Origin of the sequence: Pseudodesulfovibrio sp. S3, from assembly GCF_004025585.1 — a bacterium.
Taxonomy (GTDB): Bacteria; Desulfobacterota; Desulfovibrionia; order Desulfovibrionales; family Desulfovibrionaceae; genus Pseudodesulfovibrio.
The window spans coordinates 25,575-45,599 of record NZ_QTZO01000015.1 but is presented as its reverse complement, the minus strand read 5'-3'; the positions used below and the strand labels follow the sequence as shown (position 1 = coordinate 45,599).

General features: G+C 57.5%; 18 protein-coding genes. 9 read left to right on the top strand and 9 right to left on the bottom strand.

Features of this window, described 5'->3' with window-relative positions:
• Positions 1-201 precede the first annotated feature (201 nt).
• The gene (gene acs, locus DWB63_RS13895) at positions 202-2,184 is read left to right on the top strand and encodes an acetate--CoA ligase (RefSeq protein WP_128329453.1); all 1,983 of its coding nucleotides are present in this window, start codon (positions 202-204) and stop codon (positions 2,182-2,184) included.
• Between the two features lie 146 nt (positions 2,185-2,330).
• Complete coding sequence (locus DWB63_RS13890; protein WP_128329452.1) at positions 2,331-2,777, top strand: PaaI family thioesterase; 447 nt, start codon at positions 2,331-2,333, stop codon at positions 2,775-2,777.
• 67 nt (positions 2,778-2,844) lie between these two features.
• Here DWB63_RS13890 and dapF read toward each other — a convergent pair whose 3' ends face one another.
• Both dapF and DWB63_RS13880 read right to left on the bottom strand, forming a co-directional pair.
• Entirely contained in the window at positions 2,845-3,696 is an 852-nt protein-coding gene (dapF, locus tag DWB63_RS13885) for a diaminopimelate epimerase (protein ID WP_128329451.1), read from the bottom strand.
• 86 nt (positions 3,697-3,782) lie between these two features.
• The gene (locus DWB63_RS13880; protein ID WP_128329450.1) at positions 3,783-4,154 is read right to left on the bottom strand and encodes a hypothetical protein; all 372 of its coding nucleotides are present in this window, start codon (positions 4,152-4,154) and stop codon (positions 3,783-3,785) included.
• A gap of 122 nt (positions 4,155-4,276) precedes the next feature.
• Between DWB63_RS13880 and DWB63_RS13875 the strand changes: the two genes are divergently transcribed.
• From DWB63_RS13875 to DWB63_RS13860, 4 genes are all read left to right on the top strand, one after another.
• Positions 4,277-4,528 (top strand): hypothetical protein, encoded by a 252-nt coding sequence (locus DWB63_RS13875; RefSeq protein WP_128329449.1) that lies wholly within the window; start codon positions 4,277-4,279, stop codon positions 4,526-4,528.
• Positions 4,529-4,606: 78 nt separating this feature from the next.
• Positions 4,607-5,359, top strand: coding sequence for a ribonuclease Z (locus DWB63_RS13870; protein WP_128329448.1), 753 nt, complete (start codon positions 4,607-4,609; stop codon positions 5,357-5,359).
• Positions 5,360-5,556: 197 nt separating this feature from the next.
• Entirely contained in the window at positions 5,557-6,831 is a 1,275-nt protein-coding gene (locus tag DWB63_RS13865) for a response regulator (protein ID WP_241648856.1), read from the top strand.
• Positions 6,832-6,981: 150 nt separating this feature from the next.
• A complete protein-coding gene (locus DWB63_RS13860; protein WP_128329446.1) occupies positions 6,982-8,457 on the top strand; it encodes a tetratricopeptide repeat protein in 1,476 nt (491 codons plus the stop codon).
• A 70-nt stretch (positions 8,458-8,527) separates the two neighbouring features.
• Here DWB63_RS13860 and DWB63_RS13855 read toward each other — a convergent pair whose 3' ends face one another.
• Complete coding sequence (locus DWB63_RS13855; protein ID WP_128329445.1) at positions 8,528-9,403, bottom strand: DMT family transporter; 876 nt, start codon at positions 9,401-9,403, stop codon at positions 8,528-8,530.
• A 24-nt stretch (positions 9,404-9,427) separates the two neighbouring features.
• Positions 9,428-10,267, bottom strand: a complete 840-nt coding sequence (locus DWB63_RS13850; RefSeq protein WP_128329444.1) for an AraC family transcriptional regulator — start codon at positions 10,265-10,267, stop codon at positions 9,428-9,430.
• 95 nt (positions 10,268-10,362) lie between these two features.
• On the opposite strand from DWB63_RS13850, the gene DWB63_RS13845 reads away from it, so the two are divergent.
• The 3 genes from DWB63_RS13845 to DWB63_RS13835 all read left to right on the top strand — a co-directional run bounded on the left by DWB63_RS13845 (position 10,363) and on the right by DWB63_RS13835 (position 13,884).
• Positions 10,363-11,397 carry a DUF2157 domain-containing protein gene (locus DWB63_RS13845; RefSeq protein WP_128329443.1) on the top strand — a complete coding sequence of 345 codons (1,035 nt, stop codon included), beginning with the start codon at positions 10,363-10,365 and terminating at the stop codon, positions 11,395-11,397.
• 105 nt (positions 11,398-11,502) lie between these two features.
• On the top strand, positions 11,503-13,146 hold the full coding sequence (argS, locus tag DWB63_RS13840; RefSeq protein ID WP_128329442.1) for an arginine--tRNA ligase: 1,644 nt from the start codon (positions 11,503-11,505) through the stop codon (positions 13,144-13,146).
• Between the two features lie 36 nt (positions 13,147-13,182).
• Entirely contained in the window at positions 13,183-13,884 is a 702-nt protein-coding gene (locus tag DWB63_RS13835; protein WP_128329441.1) for an SPOR domain-containing protein, read from the top strand.
• 73 nt (positions 13,885-13,957) lie between these two features.
• On the opposite strand, the gene DWB63_RS13830 is transcribed toward DWB63_RS13835, so the two are convergent.
• From DWB63_RS13830 to rny, 5 genes are all read right to left on the bottom strand, one after another.
• Positions 13,958-14,650 (bottom strand): queuosine precursor transporter, encoded by a 693-nt coding sequence (locus DWB63_RS13830; RefSeq protein ID WP_128329440.1) that lies wholly within the window; start codon positions 14,648-14,650, stop codon positions 13,958-13,960.
• Between the two features lie 410 nt (positions 14,651-15,060).
• Positions 15,061-16,341, bottom strand: a complete 1,281-nt coding sequence (gene tyrS, locus DWB63_RS13825) for a tyrosine--tRNA ligase (protein WP_128329439.1) — start codon at positions 16,339-16,341, stop codon at positions 15,061-15,063.
• Positions 16,342-16,377: 36 nt separating this feature from the next.
• Positions 16,378-17,163, bottom strand: coding sequence for a TIGR00282 family metallophosphoesterase (locus DWB63_RS13820; protein WP_128329438.1), 786 nt, complete (start codon positions 17,161-17,163; stop codon positions 16,378-16,380).
• A gap of 64 nt (positions 17,164-17,227) precedes the next feature.
• Positions 17,228-18,073 carry a CheR family methyltransferase gene (locus tag DWB63_RS13815; protein ID WP_128329477.1) on the bottom strand — a complete coding sequence of 282 codons (846 nt, stop codon included), beginning with the start codon at positions 18,071-18,073 and terminating at the stop codon, positions 17,228-17,230.
• 217 nt (positions 18,074-18,290) lie between these two features.
• Positions 18,291-19,829, bottom strand: a complete 1,539-nt coding sequence (gene rny, locus DWB63_RS13810; RefSeq protein ID WP_241648858.1) for a ribonuclease Y — start codon at positions 19,827-19,829, stop codon at positions 18,291-18,293.
• Positions 19,830-20,025: the final 196 nt, after the last annotated feature.

Here is a 20,025-nt window from a genome sequence, read left to right as displayed (position 1 = left end):
GTTGCGTCGCCCTTCATGCCGGTTCGCCGTTCACCGGGCCATTTTAAACCGTTCACCTAAAAAAGGACGCGGTTGCGCATTTGTTCCTATAAATGGTAACGAGTCCGTTGAGCCTTGCGCATCGGGCACAATATTTCAGAGGGTTGCGGCCCGTGGCAGGCGGGACGTGGCGAACACAACGAACAGATCAGGAGAATCTCAATGACCGAAGAGAAAAAAATCGAGAGTCTGCAAAAAGACGGGCAGATATTCCAACCTGAATCCTCCATGCAGGGTCAGGCCTGGATACAGAACATGGAAGCCTATGAGGCGGCCAACCGGAAAGCCCTGGACGACCCGGAGGGCTACTGGGGAGACCGGGCAAAGGACCTGATCAGCTGGTTCTCCGATTTCGATACCGTCCTGGAAGCGGACTACGACAAGCCCGAGTTCAAGTGGTTCTCCGGCGGCAAGACCAACGTCTCCTTCAACTGTTTGGATCGTCACCTGACCAACGGCCGCCGCAACAAGGCCGCCATCATCTGGCAGGGCGAGCCAGAAGAGGACACCAGGGTTTACACCTATCAGATGCTGCACACCGAGGTCTGTCGGTTCGCCAACGTCCTGAAGAAGAAAGGTGTCAAGCGGGGCGACCGCGTGGCCCTGTACATGCCCATGATCCCCGAACTGGCCATTGCCATGCTGGCCTGCACCCGCCTCGGCGCACTGCACTCCATCGTGTTCGCCGGTTTTTCCTCCATTGCTCTTCAGTCCCGCATCGATGACTGCCAGGCCAAGGTTCTGGTCACGGCAGACGCTGTTCTGCGTGCAGGCAAGACCATCCCGCTCAAGCCCAATGCCGACGAGGCGCTCAAGGACTGCCCCGGCGTGGAGCAGTGCGTCGTGGTCAAGCGCGGCGGCAACGAGGTCAACATGGTCGAAGGGCGAGACTCCTGGTGGCACGACGAAATCAGCGCCGACGATATCTCTTCCGAGTGCGCCTACGAGGAAATGGATGCCGAAGATCCGTTGTTCATCCTCTACACCTCCGGTTCCACAGGCAAGCCCAAGGGCGTGCTGCACACCACCGGCGGCTACCTTACCTACGCGGCCCACACCACCCAGTACGTTTTCGACGTCAAGGACGACGATGTCTACTGGTGTACGGCGGACGTCGGCTGGATCACCGGCCATTCCTACATCGTGTATGGTCCGCTGGCCCTGGGCGCCACCTCGGTCATGTTCGAAGGTGTGCCGAGTTACCCCAAGCCGGACCGTTTCTGGCAGATCGTGGACAAGTTCAAGGTCAATATCTTCTACACAGCCCCCACGGTCATTCGCGCCCTCATGCGCGAAGGTGATGAGTGGACCAAGAAATACGACCTCTCCTCCCTGCGTCTGCTCGGTTCCGTGGGCGAGCCCATCAACCCGGAAGCGTGGCTCTGGTATCACAAGAATATCGGCGGAAGCAGGCTGCCCATCGTGGATACATGGTGGCAGACCGAGACCGGCGGCATCATGATTTCCGCCCTGCCTTACGCCACTCCGCTGAAGCCCGGTTCGGCCACCAGGGCCCTGCCCGGCATCTCCGCCAAGATCGTGCGCCGCGACGGCACCCCGGCCAACCCCAATGAGGGCGGTCACCTGATCATCGACAAGCCGTGGCCCGGCATGTTGCGCAATGTCTGGGGCGATCCCGATCGGTATAAAAAGACCTATTTCGCCGGGTTCCCCGGAGCCTATGAAGCGGGCGACGGCGCGCGCGTGGACGAAGACGGTTATTTCTGGATCATGGGCCGCCTGGATGACGTCATCAACGTGTCCGGACACCGCATGGGCACCGCCGAGATCGAATCCGCCCTGGTGGCGCACGCCGATGTGGCCGAGGCTGCCGTGGTCGGCATGCCCCACGACATCAAGGGCGAGACCATCTACGCCTACGTCACCCTGAAGTCCGGTATTGAGCCGTCCGACGACATGGTCAAGGAGCTGAAAGTCTGGGTGCGCAAGGAGATCGGTCCCATCGCCACTCCCGAGTTCATCCAGTTCGCCGACGGCCTGCCCAAGACCCGTTCCGGCAAGATCATGCGCCGTGTCCTGCGCAAGATCGTCGAAGGTTCGAACGAGTTCGGCGATACCTCCACCCTGGCCGATCCGGGTGTGGTCACCGACCTGGTCGAAGGCAACAAGGAACTGGTCGGTTAGTTCGGCTTCTGATAGCGGCGCATCTCTAGAGCTACGCCACGATCGAAAGTCTTTATTGGTGATTCATGAAAGGCCCCCGCACTGGTTGCGGGGGCCTTTTGGTTTGGTGTTTGGTGGTGTATGCAGTGGTCAAACACGGAGAGAATATGAACAGCGAAATCGCCAATCCCTTTGCCGACGGAACCTGCTTTTTCTGTGGTCCGAACAACCCGTCGGGGTTGAAATTGGTCTTTCACCGCGACGGGAACGGCGGGGTGTACGCCGAGTATACGCCCGAGGCCAAATTCTGCGGCCAGGGCAACATCTTTCACGGCGGCATGCAGATGGGGCTGCTCGACGAGGCCATGTGGTGGGCTGGCTACGCGGCCACGGGCGTCATGGAGGCGGTCACGGTCAGCGCCAGCTTCCGTTTTCTGCGACCCGTGTATATTGGCGCACCCATCCGGGTGGTCTGCGCAGTGGCGTCCAACGAGGGGCAGTCCATCAGACTCAAGGGGCGCATCCTCAATTCCGATGGCAAGGTCTGCACCTCGGTCAAGGGGGAGTACCGTATGGTCGGCAGGGAACAGTTCGAGTCCATGGTGGCAGGCTAGCCCGGACCATGAATACGCAAAAAAGCGCGCCATGGATCCATGGCGCGCTTTTTTGCGTATTCATGGGTTAGAGGCTCAGGCCCAGGGGCTTGAGGTAGAGTTCTCCCTTGAAGGTCAGTTCCGCTGCTCCCTGGAGAAAGACGTTGTCCTTTTCGAGGAAGATGGTCAGCACCTCGTTGCCGGAGGTCGTCAGATTGGCGAACTCGTCGGTCAGGCCAAGGGTGTTGGCAAGCAGTTGGGTGGCGGCCGCTCCGGTGCCGCAGGCATAGGTCTCGGCTTCCACGCCGCGCTCATAGGTGCGCAGGAGCATGGTGTTCCGGTCCACGATCTGGGCGAAGTTCACGTTGGTTCCGGCGGGTGCGAAGTGCTCATGGTAGCGTATTTTCGGACCGAGATCCATGATGTCTAGGGCCGTGACGTCGCTCAGGAACACCACGGTGTGCGGTACGCCGGTGTCGGTGAAATGGACGGTCACCGGCTGGCCGTCGACAGTGAGGACGATATCGGTCTGCGTGTTCCGGGGCGGAGTGAGCTGCACTTTGACGCGGCCCTGGTCCGGGCCGTCCAGCAGGACTTTTGCCTTGATGGGACCGGCGTCGGTGCCGAAGGTGTGCTCTGCCGGGGCCAGGCCCAGGGCATGGGCGAGCTTGCCCGCGCAACGCGAGGCATTGCCGCACATCTCGGCACGGGAGCCGTCGGAGTTGTAGAAATGCCAGCGGTAGTCGAGATTCGGGGCGTCGGTGTCCTCAAGGAAGAAGAGGCCGTCCGCATAGACCCCGAAGGCGCGGGCGCACACGGCCTTTGCCCATTCAGCCATGGCGGATTCCGGGACGCCGAGCTTCCGGTTGTCTATGACGACGAAGTCGTTGCCGCACCCCTGCATCTTGTAGAAGGGGACGGACTCTGTGAATATGGTCATGGGATACTCCACGCGTTTTTTCCCCTTATGCAGGGGATGTCCGCATATGGTCCAATTCTTTTTGCCTATGGATGGATATTGCCGATTCAGGCCGTGAGCCAGGCGATGGCCTTTTTTTCGTCGGTGAAGATCTTGAAGTTGAGGGATCGGTTGCGCAGGATGGTCTCAAAGACAGTGCCAAGCTCCATGCTTTCAGGGGTGATGAGGCTGGCGATACGGACGCCCTTCATGGCCGATTCGGCTGTGATGTTTGATTCGCTGAGGGTGTATGCGTCCATAACGTCAGTGCGGTTCACAAGGGTGCGTTCGTCGAGCAACGCTCTTGTGGTGGCATATTCCTCCCCCTTCTGGGCGAGTAGTGCCGCATATTCGAACAGCTCTTCGATGGAATCGATAGACCCCGAAGTCGTAACCCTGATATAGTTATCAAAATATTGTATGGTGGCAGTGTATGACATTATGTCTTTTAACTCTACAAAGATATGACACCATATCCAAGTCTTTGTCAAGATTCATGTACTTGCCATTCGCTCGGACCGCAGGTATCCCTTGGCCCAGAAGAATCAGGAGAAAGAATATCATGTCCAAACCGTGCGTCGGCTGCGGGTGGTGCTGCCTTCAGGACCCCTGCATGGAGTCACACAGGAAATACGGCTACATGCGCCGATGTCCCGACCTGTTCTGGGACGAGGCGGCAGGGCGATACCTTTGTGGTCTCATGCTTGCCCCTGAAACCGCCGAACAGATGAAGCAGTCCCAGCATGCGGGGCAGGGATGCTATGCCCCGCTCAACTCCTGGCGGGAGGATGTGCGCAATCGTGATGAGGATTAAACGCTTTCGCTCTTGCCCAAAAACGTCTTTTATATAATAGTTCCGCTTGTCTCTAAAACATAAGACGATGGAGCTTTCATGCGAGTGACATTCACCGGAGTGGGTGAAGCCTTTGACGACCTGTTGCCAAATACTTCCATACTCGTTGAATCCGGGTCTTCTTCAATCCTTTTGGATTGCGGGTTTTCCGCCTCTTGCAGGTTCTGGGGGCAAGCGGAAAATCCGCTCGCGCTGGATGCCGTGTACGTTTCCCATTTTCATGCAGACCATTATTTCGGCATTCCGGCCCTGATAGTCCGGTCCATTGAGGAAGGCCGTTCAAAACGGCTGACCATCATGGGTCCAAGCGGCATTGAATCGCGCATCACCCGGCTTATTGAGATGGCCTATTCCAATGCCCTGGCCCAGGCGAAGTTCGAGGTGTTCTACATCGAATGCGAGCCGGGCGAGGATTTCAAGCACAGCGGCTTCAAGTTCGGATTCGCTCTCAACAATCATTCCATGCCCTGCCTGTCGATACGGCTGGACGCAAACGGCAAGTCCCTCTATTATTCGGGTGACGGAAAGCCCACGGATGACACCCTTGAACTGGCCATGGGGTGCGACATGGTGATCCATGAAGCGTTTACTCTGGACGAGATCACCCTTGGCCACGGGGACGTAGGGTCTTCCCTTGAGTTTGCCCGCAGAGTGCGAGCCAAGTCGTGCGCTTTGGTGCATATGAAGCGTTCGGTCCGACATACAATGATGGACATGATCAAAATGGCCATTGACACGGTGCCTGAGGTCAACGCCTTTTTGCCGGAACCCGGAGACGTGCACACAATCTGATTCCGCCGGATGACTTAATTTTTCTTAACCTGATTATTATATCTTTTTTGATCAATTGCTGGCATTTCCACACGGGTTTAGCATATGCGAAATCCGCAATGTGACGACATTGGCGATACCGGGAAACAGGGGAAGTGATGTCAGGAAAATATGATCTTATCCTATTTGAATATTTTGAAAAGACCAATGGATGCATCGTGCTTGTCAGCGAAGACCAGCTGTTCAAGCGCATGTTGTCCTCGACTATTTTCAAGATAATCGGCACCAAACGCGATTGTCTTTTCGCCTTTGAAGAGATTCAGTCGGGGTTGCGGAAAGTTCAGTCTCTGCAAAAGAAGTCCGTCGACTGCATCTTGTTCATCGAGCGCTGGGTCAACGGGAATACCACTACCGAAACCATTGTTACGCTCAAGCGGTTGATGCCGGATCTCAAGATTATCGTACTCGTCGGGGAAACCAAGCGGGAAAATATCGCCTATTTTTATGAAATCGGCGTCAACAACGTCATTTCCAAGCCCGCTTCCATGAACAACATCATCGAAAAGCTGGCCTTCACCATCAAGCCCCAGGGCAAACTCAGCGAGTACATGGGCATCGGCAAGCGGTGCCTGGCTGCGGGCAAGCTCATGGAGGCCATGCAGATAGCCGACAAGATACTCAAGCTCAAACCTGAAAGTCCGGCCGGACTGATGCTCAAGGGCGACATCCATCTGGCTCAGAATGAGCGGGACAAGGCCCTGGAGAGCTATCACCGGGCGCATGACAGTTCTAAAATCTATCTGGAACCCATCAAAAAGCTTGTGGGCGTGTATGAGGGAGTCGACGACGATGAGGCTCTCAAGTACATGAAAAAGCTTGATAAGCTAAGCCCTTTGAATGCCTATCGAAAAACCGAGATCGGCAAGTTGCATGTCAGACGGGACCAGATGGAAGAGGCAGAAGTCTATTTTGACCAGGCCATTGAGACGATCACCAAGGAGGCCATGGGGTTGATCAGTTCCGTGGCCAACAATATCTCGGAGGCGGTGTCCGGGACCCCGGCCATGGCCGAAAAATATCTGACCAAGGTGCTGGATGCCAAAGCCAACCATCTCGGTCCTGACGACATCGTCCTCTTCAACAGGCTCGGCATCGCCTTGCGCGGACAAGGCAAGTGGAAGGAAGCCATCGACAATTATGCCATGGCCCTGCGTATCTCGCCCAACGACGAGGGGCTGCATTACAACATGGGCATGGCCTATTCCGACGGCGGAGAAAAACGTATGGCTGCCAAGTGTTTTGAGAATGCCCTTGTCATTAATCCCGTGTTTTATCGGGGCAGCGAGAACGTTTCCATGAATGTAGGCACCCTGTTCAGTGAAATGCGGGATTTCGAGAAGGCCTTGCCCTGTTTTGAAAGCGCACTCAAAGTAAACCCGGACAACGCCACGGCCAAGCGAAAGCTTGCGGCTTTGAGGACAGTGATCGAGTAGTCTCGGCGCGATACGGATGCATCAGACTCCCGGAACGGCTCATAGCCTTCCGGGAGTCTTCTTTGGTGGGTTGACCCGTTTCCCCTTCGTCACGTATCGTTGAGATGTGCAGAAACAGGCTGCCATGCAACAGGCCAAAGGGGTACACTCATGCCGGGCGAAACTGCTGACACCATAGTACGTGATTTCATCGAAAAGGATCAGGGCGTCATCGTCTACCTTTCCGACGATTTCGGCTTCACCCGCGCCCTGCGCAACATGGTCTCCCGTCTCATAGGCCTCAGGGGCGAGGTGCTCATGCCGTTCACCACCACGGAAGCGGCCATGAGAAAGTGTACGGAACTCAAGGATCAGGACGTCCCCTGCGTGGTATTCATCGAACGCATGATCAATAACCGTCCGTCCACGGATTTCATCATCTGGCTTGGTCGCGAATTTCCCCAGGCCAAGAAGATTGTCCTGACCTGGGAGGCCACCCAGGAGACCGTGGCCTACTTCTTCGAGTTGGGAGTGAGCCGGGTGCTGGTCAAGCCTGCTTCGGCCAATAATGTCATCGAGGAACTGGCCGAGGCCATTTCTCCGCCCATGGAGTTCAAGCAGCAGATGGATCGTTGCCGGGAGCTGTTGGAAAACCGTGAGTATGACGCGGCCCTGGAGGCTTCGGATCATATCCTCATGGTTCGACCTGACAGTGCGCGCGGTCTGGCCATGCGCGGAGATGCCTTCATGGGCATCGGCAAGGTGGACAATGCGGTTCAGGCTTATATGGCCGCGCACGAGGCCAATCCCATTTTCATGGCCCCGCTGATCAAGCTGGCCGAGGCCTTCCGTGAAATGGAGGATGAACGCGCCTTGGCATATCTGAAACAACTGGACGACATCAGTCCGCTCAACCCCGAGCGCAAGATCGACATAGCCGAGGAACATTTGCGCAAGGGCGAACACGAGCAGGCCGAACGTTATCTCGACCAGGGCATGAAGACTGCGGAGAAAGAGGTCCGAAGCATGGTGGGTGATTTGACCCAGCGGATCGTCGATGCGGTCTCCACCGTGGCCCCCAACCTGGCCGTGAAATATCTCAATCGGGTCATTGAGACCAAACGCACTCTGGGCCGTGATGATCTGGTCCATTTCAACCGGCTGGGCATTATTCTGCGCGGCGAAGGTCGATGGGCCGAGGCGGTGGAGGTCTACAGGAAGGCCGTGACCATCGCCCCGGAAGATCCTGTCATTCACTACAACATGGGGTTGGCTCACTGGGAAGGCAATGAGCGCATGGTTGCCATGGGTTGTTTTGAAAAGGCCCTGTCCATAGATCCGCAGTTCTATGCAGGGAGTGTCGGGGCAGCTTTGAACATAGGCTCCCTCTATATGGATTTGCGCTACTATGAGGACGCCCAGCCATTCTTCATGCATGTTCTCGAACTGGACCCGAAAAACGAAATGGCCCGGACAAAGCTTGCCAAGGCCCGCTCCCTGGCCGAGACCGGTCATGAACCGGTGGTCAGGAAGACCGCTTCCAAAAGCGAAGACGACCGGGTTCTCAACCTGGAAGGGCTGCCCGAACCGCCCAAGAAGAAAAAGAAAAAGAAGAAGCGCAAGCCCTTCACCAACCTGGAGATATAGAGGCCTCTCCCGGCCCTCCATCCCTTTGTCCACCCCAGACTTTTCAGGGAGTCAGTGGACTCCCGTGTCTTCATTTCGAAATAAGGACTATGCCTCCCAGCACGCACCCGCAGCCCGTCAACTGTTGCCACCCTAGAGGTTCATCAAGGATAAGGGCTGACAGAACCAGTGCCGAGACCGGCATGATGGCCGTGAAGACGCCTGCCGTGGACGGGGAGACCCTGGTGATGCCCGCGAACCAGAAGAGGTAGGCCAGGACCGTGACGAACGCGCCGTAATAGAGAACTACCAGCCAGCCGGTCATGGAGATGGCCGTAAAATCAGTGGAAACCGCCTCGATCACGCCCATGGGCAGGAACCAGAGCAGTCCGAACAGGGAGATGATGGTGGATACGGCCAGGGGTGACAGCGGCTCGGGTACGGTCTTGCGGATGAGCAGGAACAGGGATTCGAAGATGACCGCGCACAGGACCAGCAGGTTCCCGGCCAGCGGATTTGCTCCGGTCACGCCGTTGCCCTGCACCAGATTGATGACCAGCACGCCGAGCACGGACAGAAGGATGCCGAGTCCGGTTCTGGTCGAGGGGCGGTCCTTGAGGAAGAACCATGCGATGATGCCCATGCAGGCCGGGGTGGTGGAGGTGATGATGCCTGCCGAGGCCGGACCGGTCAGGGTCAGGCCGTAGAGCAGGAATACCGTGAACAGGAACGAGCCGCACAGGGATTGTCCGGCAATCATCAGCCAGGAGCGTCTTGATATGCGCGGCAACCCGCCTTCGCGCATGAAGACGATGGGGATGAGGATCGCGAGAGCCAGGATGAAGCGCAGGGCCGAGGCCAGGAAAATCGGCAGTTCGGCCACCATGATCTTCCCGGCCACCACCGAACTGCCCACCAGGATCATGGCCAGACTGAGGTTGATATAGGCGTAGGATTTTTGGGACATGGTGGGACCATGCCCGAGTCGGCGTCAGGAGTTTTGAAGAATCTTGCGGTATTTGCCCGGCGTGACCCCGGTCTGCCGCTTGAACAGCCGGGTCAGATGGGCCTGGTCCGAAAAGCCGCACTCAAGGGCGATATCGACCATGCGGTCAGTCCCGGCCAGCCGCTGCCGGGCGCGCTCCACCCTGGTCTGGGTCAGGTATCCGTGGGGCGTCACTCCCAACTGTTTTTCGAACACGCGCACCAGGTGAAAGGGCGACAGACCGGCCAGCCGCGACAGTTCGGTCAGGGAAACATCCTCGGAGTATCGGTCCTCGATGATTTCACGCGCCCGGTTCACGGCCCTGTGCTCATGCCCGCCTTCCGGCCATTGGCCACGTTTGTCCGCATGCCGGGAAATCCAGTGGGTCAGCAGTTGTAACAGCCGCGTTTCCTTCTCGATGGCCGATGCGTCCGGGCTTTCCAGCAGCCGGTGGGTCTGTGCGATGCATCGGGCCAGCTCGGAGTCGTCAATGACCCCGGCTCGGAAATGGGGCAGGCCCGGTCGGGTCATGAGCGTCCCTGCTGCGTCCAGGAGCGCCTCGGGCCTGAGGTAGAACATGCGGTAGGCCCAGCCGTCCCGGTCCGCGCCGTGCCCGTCGTGCGCCTCGCCCGGCACCACCAGGTTGACCTGGCCCTTGGCCGCGACCACGCTTTCACCCCGGTAGTTGAAGCGCATGGCGCCGGATTCGATGCATCCCACCGCGAATCCGTCGTGGAAATGTCTGGAAAAGGTTTGGGTCACGAACCGCGCATGCAACATGTCCACCCCGCCCAGAAAGGGGAGGGTAGAGACATGGGAGGTTTCCTTTGTCGTGGTGCGCGCCATGGGTGTATCATCGTCAAGGGCGGCGGAAAAAGCAAATGGTGTATGTTGACGGGCCGGACCATTTCTGACAACCACGATGCAAATAAGGATGTGCAATGAAATTTTCCCGGAAAGACTTGGACTTGGCCATGGGGGCCGGAATCATCTCTTCGGAGACGCGTGACGCCCTTGCGGCCTTTTTCGAAGGGAGGCCGGAGAGCGGCCCCTCGTTCTCCATGGCCAACGTGCTTTACTACCTGGGCGGCCTTATCGTCATCAGTGCCATGACCTTTTACGCGACTTCTGCATGGGCGGAGCTGGGCGGCCTGGGCCACCTGCTGGTTGCCGTAGGCTATGGCCTGACTCTTTTGCTGACCGGCAACTGGCTGTGGCACGGCAAGGGGCAACGCATTCCCGGCGGCATCCTGGTCACGGCCGCAGTCTGCCTGACGCCCATGGCCGTATTCGGTCTTCAGGAACTGTCCGGTTGGTGGATGTGGGACGAACCGGGCATGTACAGGGACTTCTACCGGTGGATTCGTGGCGGATGGTTTTTCATGGAGATCGGCACGGTGGCGGTGGGGTGTCTCGCCTTGTGGCGCTACAGGTTCCCCTTCATCACCCTGCCCATAGCCTTCAGCCTGTGGTTCCTTTCCATGGATATGTCGGCAATCCTCTACGGCCCGGACTTTTCCTGGGATCAACGGGAGATCGTTTCCCTGTGGTTCGGCCTCTGCATGCTTGTGGCCAGCTACCTGGCGGACCGCCGGACCAGGGAGGATTTCGCCTTTTGGGGCTACCTGTTCGGCATGTTTGCCTTTTGGGGCGGATTGACCAGCCTTGACAGCGACTCGGAGTTGGGGAAGTTCCTCTACTGCTGCATCAACCTTTTGCTCATGGGCGTGTCGGTGGTGCTGCAACGCCGTGTCTTCATCGTGTTCGGCTCCATGGGGGTGTTCGGCTATCTGGGGCATCTGGCCGGGGATGTGTTCGAGGATACACTGACCTTCACCTTTGCCCTGAGCGCCCTTGGACTGATCGTTATTTTTGCAGGGCTTCAGTATCACAGGCACCGCAAAACCATAGAGGAAAAAGCGGTCCTCTTGCTGCCTCCCTTCATCAGGCGTTCCCTTCCGATGAACAGGGGCTAGGCCTGCCCGGTTTGGCAGGGGCAGGGGGAGAATAGCCGCTTGGATTGCGTTGCCTTTCGTGCTAGAGGCTTCGCCACGAGCTTTGTTTAAGGAGATAGGCAACACATGAGAGCGAAGATACATTTGGAAGGCGCACTGAAGAAGGTGCTGGGCGATTTCGGCTGGGAATGGCCGGAAAAAGCGGTCATCGAGCCGCCCAAGGACAAGAGTTTCGGCGACATGTCCGCCAACGTGGCCATGATGCTGTCCAAGCAGGCCAGGAAAGCCCCCCGCGCCATTGCCGAAGACATTCAGGGTGCGCTGTCCGGTGACCCGCTTATCGAGAAGATCGATATCGCCGGTCCGGGCTTTTTGAATTTCACCTTTGCGCCGACCTTCTGGCAGGAAACCGTAGGCGTCATCCTGAATGCGGGCGAGGAATACGGCTCCTCCACCCTGGGCAACGGCACCAGGGTACAGGTGGAATACGTGTCCGCCAACCCCACCGGGCCGCTGCACATCGGCCATGGTCGAGGTGCGGCATTGGGCGACTCCCTGACCCGGATTCTCGAGAAGGCCGGGTATGAGGTCGAGGCCGAGTACTACATCAACGATGCGGGCCGCCAGATGCTCATCCTGGGCGGGTCCATCCTGTACCGCGCCCGACTGTTGGGCGGACAGGACGTGCCCGAGCCTGAAGATTTCTACAAGGGCGACTATATCACCGATATCGCCAGGGATGTCATGGCCGCCAACCCCGGCCTGCTGGACATGGATGCGGCAGAGGCCACCGAGATATGCAAGGAATACGGCAAGGATGTGATCCTGGACGGCATCAAGGAAGATCTGGCCGCGTTCGGCGTGCGCCATGATGTCTGGTTTTCGGAGACGTCCCTGGTCGAGGACGGCAAGGTGGACGAGACCTTTGCGGACCTGACCAGGTCGGGCATGGGCTATGCGGCGGACGGCGCGTTCTGGTTCAAGTCCACGGAACTGGGCGACGACAAGGATCGCGTGTTGCGCAAATCCAACGGCGACACCACCTATTTCGCCTCGGACATCGCCTATCATGACAACAAGTTCAAGCGCGGTTTTGATCTCGTGGTGGACATCTGGGGTGCGGACCATCACGGGTATATCCCCCGCATGATGGCCGCCTGCGAAGCGCTCGGCAAGAAGGACGGGCTGCATGTCATCCTGGTCAACCTGGTCAACCTGCTGCGCGACGGTCAGCCCATTGCCATGAGTACGCGTGCGGGGCAGTTTGAGACCCTGAAGGACGTGGTTGACGAGGTTGGCTCCGATGCGGCCCGGTTCATGTTTTTGTCCCGTAAATCCGACTCCAAGCTGGATTTCGACCTGGAACTGGTCAAGCAGAAGACCATGGACAACCCGGTCTACTATGTGCAGTACGCACATGCCCGTATTTGTTCGCTGAAAAAGAAGGCGAGCGAAGCAGGCAAATCCGCAGCCGTTGTCGGCGTGGAGTCATTGGCTCTGCTGAATACTGATTATGACATGGAAATACTTCAACTTCTTGATCAGTATCCCGATTTTGTGGAGGCGGCTGCCCGTACGCAGAGTCCGCATATGATATCGATGTTTTTGCAGGAGCTTGCATCCACGCTCCACAGATACTATACCAATTGTCACGTGCTCAGCGCAGAGGATGATGTGGCCGCGGCCCGGCTTATGCTGCTCGGTTGCGTGGCCGGTGTCGTGAAGAACGGTCTTGGATTGCTGGGCGTGAATGCCCCGGAGTCCATGTAGAGGACGCCTTGTCAGGTCTCAACAACAAGTGGAACCATGCCTGAAACCATAGAACCGAAATACAAGGTCAAAGTGCCAAAGCTCAATGCCGTCAAGAAGAAGTTCGATTTTTCCCTGTCCCTTCCCGGCATGATCAGCGCGGTTGGTGCCGGGGTGTTGGCCCTGACGTTCTTCTTTGTGATGGGCATCCTCATCGGGCGTGGCTATCGGCCCGAGGCGGACGTACCGCCCCTTGGGCAGATCATGCCGGATAGAATCCATGGGCAAATGGCGCAAGAACAGTCTGCGCCCGGCGTGCTCACGTCCGAGGAACTGGATTACCAGGATAGGCTGAAGGCGTCGCCGCAGCAGATCATGGATGACCAGACACAGGCACCCAAACCTGCGCCTGTTGTCAAGCCCGAACCTGTCGCCAAGCCGGACCCTGTCGCCAAACCCGAACCTGTTGCCAAATCCAAGCCCGAGTCCGCCCCGGCCAATGCCGGTGAAGAGGTCTTTGATTACGTCTATCAGGTCGCTTCGTTCAAGAAGATAGAGATGGCCAAAGATCTGGGTAAGAAGTTGGAAGCTGCCGGTCTGCGAGTCTCCATCGAAGACGGCCAAGCCAAAGGTTCCACCTGGCATCGGCTGCGGGTGCTGCACCACGGTACGCCGTCCTCCACCAACGAGATGAAGGCGGTGCTGGCCAAACACGGCATAGGCAAACCGCTCTTGAAGAAGAAGACACCGGCAAAATAGTCCGTGCCTTTTTTGACCGATAAAAAAAAGGCGGCCCGAACGGGTCGCCTTTTCTTGTGGTGTCGAGTGCGCGTTACGCGCCGCTGTCTGCAGTGTGCCGTTTGGAGAATATCCGTTTGGCCAGGTAGATGAACGGGGTGTCCAGTCCGGCCACGATGACCTTGATGATATAGGTCGAAAGCAGGATCTCCATGAACACGTTCATGGGAAACATGCCCCAGAAGGCGATGGTGCAGAAGATGGCCGAATCCAGCAACTGGCTGACCATGGTGGAGGCATTGTTGCGCAGCCAAAGGAGTCTGCCGCCCGTGCGTTCCTTGATGGCGTGGAAAGCCCAGACGTCATGCAGTTGGGAGACCAGGTAGGCGACCATGCTGGCCAGGGCGATGCGCGGCATGAAGCCGAAGAGTGCGGAAAGATGCGGCTGGGCGAAATCGTCGGCGGCAGGTACGAAATAGAGGGCGATCTGCATGTAGACCACCATCATGACCAGGGCCACGAACCCGAGCAGAACCCCTTTGCGCGCTTCATGCTTGCCGTAAAATTCGCTGAGCAGGTCCGTTGCCAGGAACACGCTGGCATAGAGCACATTCCCCAGCGTGGTGGTCAGGCCGAACAGTTCCACGGTCTTGAGCACCTGAATGTTGCACAGAAGCAGGTTGAAGACCATCAGGCCGTACAACCCCACCCGACCGAACAGCCGGTAAACCACCAGGACCATGGACAGGTCCACCAAGGCAAAAAGTATCCATAATGTTTCGTTCATGGAGGGAGGTTTGCCCCGAATTTTGAGGAAGGTCAAGCCTGGAGGGGGGGCGGCTCGGGATAGCGGGCCATCTGCACATTTTCCGAGGGGGAATTTGATCCTCACGTAGAAAGCTACGCTGCGGTCAAATCCCCCCTCGGGAAATGCACACCTGACCCACTCTCCCAAGCCTTGTCGCGTTATCGAGGAGAGCCGCTGTTGGATGCCTTTGGCATCCAAGGCGCTCCAATTGGGTTAAAGCGGGGGGTGCCTTTGGCATCCGAGTCGCTCCATGAAGGTCCAGCGATATAAAAGGTTTCGGAAGGGAGAGGCAAAGCCCTTTTCAAAGGGTTTCCCTCTCCCCTTCCCCCGGCCGCCGGAGGCAAAAAAAAGGCCGGTTGTCCGGCCTTTTTGAATGTCTGTAGCTGTCACTAACTTCTTGTGATCAGCCCGTAGTGCTTCTTGCCCTTGCGGATGACGAGCAGTTCACCGGCGATAAAGTCGTGATCGCTGATTTCGTGGCCGTCCTCGACGCGGTCACCATTGATGTACACGCCGCCGCCCTGGATGTCCTTGCGGGCCTGGCCCTTGGACTGGACCAGGTTCAGGTCCACCAGCATCTGGGGCAGGTCAGGCACGTCGCCGGGGGCGTAGTGAGAGGCAGGGGCGGATTCGAGCGCGGCACGCAGTGTGACCGGGTCGATGGTCTTGAGGTCGCCTTTCCCGAACAGGGCTTCGGTGGTGGCCAGTACGCGTTCAAGTTCGTGCTTGCCGTGGATCATGGTGGTTACCTCTTCCGCAAGCCGTTTCTGGGCGGCGCGAAGGTGCGGGGCCTCCTGCATCTGCTTCTCGATTTCGGCGATTGCTTCCTGGTCGAGGAAGGTGAAGAGCTTAAGGAATTTGATGACGTCCGCATCATCGGTGTTCATGAAATACTGATAGAATGCGTAGGGCGAGGTGATCTCGGCGTTGAGGTAGATGGCACCCTTTTCGGATTTGCCGAATTTTTTGCCGGACGCAGTGGTTATGAGCGGGAAAGTCAGGGCATAGACCTCGGCCGGTTCGCCTTCGTGGGCGCAGCGACGGCGGGTGAATTCGCATCCGGCGGTGATGTTGCCCCATTGGTCGCCGCCACCGATCTGCAACCTGCATTTGCGGGTCTTGTACAGATGGTAAAAATCGTAACTCTGAAGAATCATGTAGGAAAATTCGGTATAGGAAATACCGGTTTCTTCACGGCCGATGCGTCCTTTGACAGATTCCTTCTGGAGCATCCCGTTGACGGTGAAGTGTTTGCCCACGTCACGCAGCAGCTCAATGGCGGTCATGTCCTTGGTCCAATCGTAGTTGTTGACGATCTCCGGACGGTCGCCCGTATTGCGTTCAACAAAGCGGCGGACCTGGCCCTTGATCTTTTCAAGGCGCTCTTCCATGAGGCCGGGATCGGACAGTTCGCGTTCCTTGTCCTTGCCGGACGGGTCGCCGATGCGTCCGGTGGCGCCGCCCATGAGGTAGAGCGGATGGAGGTCGGCACGTTTCATGCGGACCAGACAGAGCAGGGGGACCAGATTGCCTATGTGCAGCGATTCTGCGGTGGGGTCGAAGCCGCAATACATGGTGGCTCCCGGCGTGGCGAGATACTCGCGTACCTTGTCTTCGTCGGACACCTGATGAATCAGCCCTCGCCACTTCAAGTCATCGTAGATATTCACTTTCTTCCTCATTCTCGGTCAGCGTTTTACAAGGGTTCACGACCGGCTGTCCTGGTTGAACGTGGCCATGGTTACCGCCTTGCCGGTGGTATCATCTATGTCAAAAATCGCGCCTTGTAAAACCCCTGGACCCGAGGCCGCCTCCAGCCGTCGGGGCAGGCCGGTCAGGTATCGGTCCAGGATGATTTCAGGCTTCATGCCAAGGCAGGAATCCGTTGCGCCGCACATGCCGAGATCGGTCAGGTAGGCCGTGCCGCCGGGCAGGATTTTGGCATCATTGGTCTGTACATGAGTGTGGGTGCCGACCACGGCGGAGACCTTGCCTTCCAGGAAATAGCCCATGGCGATCTTTTCGCCCGTGGCCTCGGCGTGGAAATCCACTACCTGGATCGGGATGTCAGCAGGAAGTCCGTCGACAATGGTTTCAATGGAGGCAAAGGGACAGTCGATGGGCGGCATGAAGGTGCGGCCGATGACGTTGATGACGGCCACGGGCGGCAGGTTGTCCTTCCTGAAGACCTGGACGCCCCTGCCGGGCAGCTGATCGGGGTAGTTGTGAGGCCTGAGCAACCGTCCATCGGAGTCGAGCAGGGAGTAGAGATCCTTGTATTTCCATGTGTGGTTGCCGCCGGTAATGCCGTCCACGCCCGCCTTGAACAGTTCCTTGGCATGTTTGGCCTTCAGCCCGTAGCCGGAGCTGGCGTTTTCACCGTTGGCAAAGGCCAGATCAATGGATTCTTCGGCCTTGATTCGGGCGAGGTTGTCCATGACCGCCCGGCGGCCGGGGCGACCTACGATGTCGCCGAGAAAGAGTATGCGCATGACGCTCCTTTGGATGAATCAGGGCTTCAGTCTTTGGAGTAATCGGTAAAGATGGCGTCAGGGATCAATTCCGCTGGAAGACCGTGGGGGCCACCTGCTTGATGGGCAGCGGCATACCGGACAAACTCTCCGAGTGACCGATGAAGAGGTAGCCGCCGGATTGCAGATTGTTGCAGAATTTCTGGAACAGTATCTCCTGGGTGGCCCGGTCGAAATAGATGACCACGTTGCGGCAGAAAATGATGTCCTGCTTTTGGGGCAGGCGGAAATCACCCATGAAGTTGAGCCGTTGGAAGGAAATTTTGTTGCGCAAGACATCGTCCATCTTGACCAGTTGCTGGTTTTTTGACTTGAGCATGTACTTCTTCTTGTATTGCATGGGCACGTCTTCCACTTTTTCCATGGAGTAGACGGCCCGTTTGGCCTCGGCCAGAATCTTCTGGGAGATGTCAGTCGCCATGATTTTGAACCCGAATCCCTGGTGCGAGGTGCTCCACTCATGGAGGACCATGGCCAGGGTGTAGGGTTCTTCGCCGCTTGAACAGCCTGCGGACCAGAGGTTCAGGTTTCCGTTTCGGCCGATGCCCCGGCTCCAAAGCTCGGGCAGGACGGTGTTGTTCATGATGTCCCAGTGCTTGGGCTCGCGAAAGAAATGGGTGGTGTTGGTGGTGACCACGTCTATCAGGTGCATGCGTTCCGCTTCATGCCCCTCGGGGGAGAATACGTAGTCGCAGTATTCCTTGTAGCTGGACATACCAAGTGCGCGTAATCTTTTCTGGAAACGGGATTGCAGCAATACCTTTTTGGTGGGCGGCATCTTGATGCCGAACTCCGAGTGGATGAGAGCGCTGAATCGCTTGAATTCGGCATCGCCCATTTCTGAACGAACTATATCTAAGGAACTGCTCATCTTTTTTTTGAAGTTGAGGCCGTTGGTTTCAGTGCGAGAGTCTTGCTTGCTGTCCCGGTTCATTTCTTTTGGCGCTCCATTTCCTGTTTAGTGCAGGCTCGTCACCATACGAAATTTTGATTGTTGCGGGCCATGATTTTTTTTCATCTGCAAAACTGCGTCATAAACAGCGGGTACCCGGGGGCGTGTGGCGTCCGGGTACCCTCTGCGGTTTGTCTTATTTTGCGTAACCGACTGCCCGTTTTTCCCTGATGACCGTGACCCGTATCTGGCCCGGGTAGGTCATGTTGTTCTCGATCTTCTCGGCGATGTCCTTGCAGAGAACGTAGGTGCTCTCGTCACCGACCTTTTCGGAATCCACCATGACGCGAATCTCACGACCGGCCTGGATGGCGTAGGCCTTTTGCACGCCTTCGAATCCGGTGGCCAATCCTTCAAGCTCCTCCAGCCGCTTGACGTAGTTCTCAAGCAGTTCCTTGCGTGCGCCGGGACGGGCACCGGAAAGGGAGTCCGCCGCCTGGACCAGATTGGCCAGGATGGTTGTGGGCGCGACATCCTCATGGTGTGCGGCTATGGAGTGGATGATCTCCTTGGTTTCGCCGTGCTTTTTGGCCAGGTCCGCACCGATGACGGCATGGGGCCCTTCGATTTCGTGGTCTACGGCCTTTCCTATGTCGTGCAGCAGGCCGGCGCGCTTGGCTTCTTTTTCGTTGAGGCCGAGTTCCGCAGCCATGACGCCGCACAGGAAGGCGACTTCCATGGAATGTTGGAGCACATTTTGGGAGAAGCTGGTCCGGTAATGCAACCGGCCGAGCAAATTGATGAGTTCCGGGTGAATGCCGTGGACGCCGACGTCAAAGGTGGCCTGTTCGCCGATCTCCTTGAGTTTTGTGTCCATCTCGCCTTCCACCTTGCGTACGACTTCTTCGATGCGGGCGGGGTGGATGCGTCCGTCGTGGATGAGGCGCTCCAGGGCCTGTTTGGCCACTTCGCGCTTGAGGGGACTGAAGGCTGACAGAACCACGGTCTCCGGGGTGTCGTCGATGATCAGGTCCACGCCGGTGGCGGCTTCGAGCGCCCGGATATTGCGGCCTTCGCGGCCGATGATGCGGCCCTTCATGTCCTCGGAGGGCAGGGCTACCGCGGTGACGGTCTGTTCGCCCGCATAGTCGCCCGCATACCGCTGCAGGGCCAGGGAAAGAATTTCCTTGGCCTTCTTGGAGGCGTTTTCCTTGGCCTCCATCTCGATGTTGCGGATCATCTTGGCGGCTTCGTGGCGCGTCCGTGATTCGATTTCCTTGAGCAGGTTTTCCTTGGCTTCTTCGACCGTCAGGCCGGAGATTTCCTGGAGTTTGCGCTCGTGCTCGTCCGCCTTGTGTTCGAGTTCTTCCTCAAGTTCGCTCAGGTGCTTTTCCTGTTTGATGAGCTGTTTTTCCAGCTCGACTACCTGGGCCTCCTTGTCCGCGACTTTTTCTCGTTTGGCGTCGAGACGCTCTTCCTTGGAATGGAGGCGTTTTTCTTCACTCTTGAGTTGGCTTTCGCGGTCCTTGGATTCCCGTTCCAGTTCCTTTTTCTGGTTGAATATTTCATCCTGAGCCTGGAGACGGGCTTCCTTTTTCAGGGCCTCGCTTTCCTTTCTGGCTTCCGAGACAATGCGTTCTGCCAGCCCCTTGGAATCTGAAACTTTTTTATCGGAGATATATTTGAAGAGAAATATTCCGGCTCCGAGGCCGGCAACCACTCCACCGCCGACCATGGCTATATCGAATAGCTGCATGGGGTTTACTCCTTATTTATATTAACAGGCTTTAAACGGGCGGCCTGTTTTCGCCAAACGACAACTTGAAAAGCACGCAATAAAACGCACTCACTCTTTGAAGAGAAGGTGGGAGGGGATTCAGGAAGGTATGGCTGTAGGGTTATATTCTCGTCTGAAAACGCCGGTTCTGACC

Coding starts and splice junctions, on each gene's coding strand:
- DWB63_RS13855 (WP_128329445.1), bottom strand. CDS start 9,403: ATGTCCCAAAAATCCTACGCCTATATCAACCTCAGTCTGGCCATGATC.
- DWB63_RS13890 (WP_128329452.1), top strand. CDS start 2,331: ATGAACAGCGAAATCGCCAATCCCTTTGCCGACGGAACCTGCTTTTTC.
- DWB63_RS13815 (WP_128329477.1), bottom strand. CDS start 18,073: ATGAGCAGTTCCTTAGATATAGTTCGTTCAGAAATGGGCGATGCCGAA.
- rny (WP_241648858.1), bottom strand. CDS start 19,829: ATGGTCGGCGGTGGAGTGGTTGCCGGCCTCGGAGCCGGAATATTTCTC.
- DWB63_RS13880 (WP_128329450.1), bottom strand. CDS start 4,154: ATGTCATACACTGCCACCATACAATATTTTGATAACTATATCAGGGTT.
- argS (WP_128329442.1), top strand. CDS start 11,503: ATGAGAGCGAAGATACATTTGGAAGGCGCACTGAAGAAGGTGCTGGGC.
- DWB63_RS13870 (WP_128329448.1), top strand. CDS start 4,607: ATGCGAGTGACATTCACCGGAGTGGGTGAAGCCTTTGACGACCTGTTG.
- acs (WP_128329453.1), top strand. CDS start 202: ATGACCGAAGAGAAAAAAATCGAGAGTCTGCAAAAAGACGGGCAGATA.
- DWB63_RS13820 (WP_128329438.1), bottom strand. CDS start 17,163: ATGCGCATACTCTTTCTCGGCGACATCGTAGGTCGCCCCGGCCGCCGG.
- DWB63_RS13850 (WP_128329444.1), bottom strand. CDS start 10,267: ATGGCGCGCACCACGACAAAGGAAACCTCCCATGTCTCTACCCTCCCC.
- DWB63_RS13835 (WP_128329441.1), top strand. CDS start 13,183: ATGCCTGAAACCATAGAACCGAAATACAAGGTCAAAGTGCCAAAGCTC.
- DWB63_RS13830 (WP_128329440.1), bottom strand. CDS start 14,650: ATGAACGAAACATTATGGATACTTTTTGCCTTGGTGGACCTGTCCATG.
- DWB63_RS13845 (WP_128329443.1), top strand. CDS start 10,363: ATGAAATTTTCCCGGAAAGACTTGGACTTGGCCATGGGGGCCGGAATC.
- DWB63_RS13860 (WP_128329446.1), top strand. CDS start 6,982: ATGCCGGGCGAAACTGCTGACACCATAGTACGTGATTTCATCGAAAAG.
- dapF (WP_128329451.1), bottom strand. CDS start 3,696: ATGACCATATTCACAGAGTCCGTCCCCTTCTACAAGATGCAGGGGTGC.
- DWB63_RS13875 (WP_128329449.1), top strand. CDS start 4,277: ATGTCCAAACCGTGCGTCGGCTGCGGGTGGTGCTGCCTTCAGGACCCC.